This is a genomic window from Candidatus Andeanibacterium sp. (assembly GCF_057143545.1).
In genome coordinates this window covers 1-3,229 of the sequence record NZ_DBNHSF010000035.1, presented here as the reverse complement: position 1 = coordinate 3,229, position 3,229 = coordinate 1, and the positions used below count along the sequence as shown (strand labels likewise).

The 3,229-nt window shown below is 67.3% G+C and carries 1 protein-coding gene and 1 pseudogene; both read right to left on the bottom strand.

The window, feature by feature from the left end:
* Positions 1 to 1,441, bottom strand: a 1,441-nt coding sequence (gene uvrC / locus AC16XC_RS02195; RefSeq protein WP_484032997.1) for an excinuclease ABC subunit UvrC, incomplete at its 3' end; no start/stop codon positions are given.
* A 187-nt stretch (positions 1,442 to 1,628) separates the two neighbouring features.
* Positions 1,629 to 3,229: pseudogene (locus AC16XC_RS02190) on the bottom strand (hypothetical protein); the annotation flags it as partial.

Here is a 3,229-nt window from a genome sequence, read left to right as displayed (position 1 = left end):
GACGGCTGATGACCTCGCGCATCATCGCGAAGTCGTCATCCGATTGCGCGCGCTTGATGTTGAACTTGCGATACTGGTTCTTCTCGAACCCGTCCGGCCCGGCGACGACCATCGCCCCGACCGCCTTTGCACCCTGGATATGCGAATTGTCGTAGATCTCGATCCGCCCGGGCGGCTCCGGCAGTTCGAGAAACTCCGCCAGCTCGCGCAGCACTTTCGCCTTGGTGCTGGTTTCCGCCAGCCGTCGCTCAAGCGCTTCGACCGCGTTGCGGCTGGCCTGCTCGACCAGCTTGCGGCGGTCGCCGCGCTGCGGCACGGAAATCTCGACCTTGCGGCCCGCCAGCTCCGACAGTGCCTCGGCCAGCAGCTCCGCCTCGGGCAAGTCCCGGTCGACCAGCACCAGCCGGGGTGGCGGCACTTCCTCGTAGAATTGCGCCAGCACGCCGGCGAGCACCTCGCCATCGTCCACGCCATCGGTATGCGCGGGAAAAAAGGCCTTGTGCCCCCAATTCTGCCCGCCGCGAATAAAGAAGGCCTGCACCGCGACATGCCCGCCCTTCGCCGCCAGGGCGAAGATGTCGGCCTCGCCGAGCGACCCGGCATTGATCGCCTGGCTGCCCTGGATGAAGGTCGCCGCGCGCAGCCGGTCGCGCAGGATCGCTGCGCTTTCGAAATCGAGCGCATCGGCCGCTTGCTGCATCTGCCGCTCGATCTCGGCCTGCACGGCGGTCGATTTCCCGCCGAGAAATTCTTTCGCCTGGCGCACCAGCTCGGCATAGCCCTGCTCGTCGATCCGCCCGACGCAGGGCGCGGCGCAGCGCTTGATCTGGTAGAGCAGGCAGGGCCGGTCGCGCCGTTCGAAAAAGCTGTCGCTGCAGCTGCGCAGCAGGAACAGCTTCTGCAGCGCGTTGATCGTGCGGTTGACCGAACCGGCGCTGGCAAACGGCCCGTAGTAATTGCCCTTCGCCTTCCGGGCCCCGCGATGCTTCGTGATCCGCGGATAGGCGTGATCGGCCCGCAGCAGGATGAAGGGGAAGCTCTTGTCGTCGCGCAGATGGACGTTGAACGGCGGGCGGAAGCGCTTGATCAGCTGGGTTTCGAGCAGCAGCGCCTCGGCCTCGGAATTGGTGACGACGATTTCCATCGCGCGCGTCTGGCTGACCATCCGCCTGAGCCGGTTGGTCAGCCGGTCGACCTGGGTATAGCTGGTTACGCGATTGCGCAGCGCGCGCGCCTTCCCGACATAGAGCACGTCGCCGCGCGCATCGAGCATGCGGTAGACCCCGGGGAGCGGCTTCAGGGTCTTGATCGTGGCGCGGATCGCCGCGACCCCCGCCTCGATATCGGGCTGGGCGGATTTCACCGTATAGGCGGCGCGCTCCTCGTTGAAGCGCCCTGCCCCCTTGGGATGCGGCGGAGTTCCGGCCTTGCTGTCTGCCATGGGCGGGAGATAGGCGGGAAAGCCGGCGCGCTCAATTCCTCCCTGTGCCGAAGGCATGGGGAGGTGGCAGACGCCAACGGCGCCTGACGGAGGGGAATGGTGCAAATCACCCCTCCACCACCCCCTCTGCGAGGGCGTGGTCCCCCTCCCCATTCACGCTGTGCGCGAACGGGGAGGAACAGGAATTCTAGAACAGCTTGCGGAATTCGATCTCGAAGAAGCGGCCGACCGGATCGATCAGGCCGGGCTGGTAACGCAGCGGAACCTCGCCGTTGTCGTCGACAACCTTGCGCCGGGCATCGAACACATTGTCGACGCTGAACGAAATCCGCGTCCCCTTGAGCAGCGGGATCTTCTCGACCAGCTTCGGCTGCTGGTCGAGGTCGACGAATGCCCGCAGATCGAGCGTGAGCAGCGAACCGAAATAGAGATTGCTCGATCCCGGCATACCGCTCCCGTCGATCCGGCTCTTGCCCGAATAGCGACCCGAAAAGCGCATGCCCTTGCCGTTCATGAATATCCCGCCTTCGAGCTCGGCCGAATGCCGCACCGTGCCGCCGCCCGACAAGGCATCGCCATCGAGCAGGTCGAGCACCGGCAGGCCCTCGGCGATCAGCAACTCGTTCTCGAGCTCGATCGTATGGAACAGGTTGACGAACATCCGCCCGCCGCCGCCACCGCCGCCGGTCATCCGGCCGATGATCGCGCCGATCGGTGGGCCACCTCCGCCGCCGCCGGGGCCGCGTCCCGCGCCAGGAGCGCCGCCGCCGCCGGGCGGGCCACCGCCCGGAGGACCGCCGAAGCGGAAGAAACCGCCGCCGCCCGGGCCGGGTTGCTGTCCGGCTGCGTCACCGCCTGCGCACATCTGTGCGCGCAGGGCCGCGAAGCGCTCCGGATCGATCTCGCCATCCTCGCCGCGCAGGCGCTGCAGCATCGGCTCGGGCAGATCGGTCAGGTCGGGAAGCTCGCCCTCGGGCGCGGCGCAGATGCGTTGGCGGATGGCGTCGAACCTTGCCGGGTCGAAATTGCCGCCCGGTTGCCCCGGACCGCCGACGATCTGGGCGTCGGCGCTGCAGAACCGATCGCGCAGCGCATTGAGCTGCGCCTGGTCGATCTCGCCCGCCTCGTTGCGAACCTGGTTGACGATAAACGGCGGAAGCTGGGCGATTTCTTCCTCGCTCAGCTGGACATCGCCGGTGCCGGCACACAGCCGCTCGCGCAGCGCCTGGAAGCGCGCGGGGTCGAAATTGCCGCCGCCCTGGCCGCCGCCAAAGCCGCCTGGAGGTCCGCCCTGGCCGCCGCCGAAGCCGCCTGGCGCTGCCGGTCCGTTGGGGCCGACCGCCGACCCGCCGCCTTGCGCTGCCGCCGGAGCTGCGCCGTTGCCCGATTGCTGCGGGCGCTCTTCCTGTTCGCGAGAACCGCCCAGCTGGAATCCCATATTGATGCCGTAGCGGATCCGGCGGCTGGTCTGGCGCGCAAACGTCACCGGCCGGAGGTCGAGCGCCAGCAGGGTCCCGTCGATATCCCGGGTCACCCGGTCCGAAAACGCGGATTCGATCTCGGGCGTGAGGATCCCCGGGAAGCCGGAAGCAATGTCGTAGGAGCGGTTGACGTTGTAATCGACCTGCAGCCTCGCATCGGACAGGAACGGCAAGTCCCATTGCGCGGACAGGCGGATGTCCTTGCGGGTCTCGCGCGCGAGCAGCGGATTTCCGCCGCTGGTCGTTTCGATCAGGACGGTCTCGTTGTTGGCGAAATCGTAAACCGCGACATTCTCGTTCACGATCG